At 72.2% G+C, this 255-nt stretch carries 1 protein-coding gene; it reads right to left on the bottom strand.

The window, feature by feature from the left end; translation table 11 throughout:
• Window positions 1–255, bottom strand: a 255-nt coding sequence (locus QQZ14_RS15020; protein ID WP_284535153.1) for a transposase, incomplete at both ends; no start/stop codon positions are given.

Genomic DNA, 255 nt, shown 5'->3' with positions numbered 1-255 from the left:
TGACCCACGGCCACGAGCTCTTCGGGGTCGCTGACATCAGGTTCGCTGCGTAGTGGGTCCTGCAGCGCTGCCAGCCCGCGCCCGGGATCGTGGCTGCGATGGCGGCGACCAGGCCGGCGTGGGCATCGGAGGTGACGAGCTTGACCCCGGCCAGGCCGCGGGCGGTCAGGTCGCGGAAGAACGCGAGCCAGCCGGCGCCGTCCTCGCTGGTGGTGACCTGCACGCCGAGGATCTCGCGGTGCCCGTCAGCGTTGA

The sequence above is a fragment of the Nocardioides sp. T2.26MG-1 genome (genome assembly GCF_950101795.1).
Classification (GTDB): domain Bacteria; phylum Actinomycetota; class Actinomycetes; order Propionibacteriales; family Nocardioidaceae; genus Nocardioides.
This window is presented reverse-complemented; position numbering and strand designations above follow the sequence as displayed.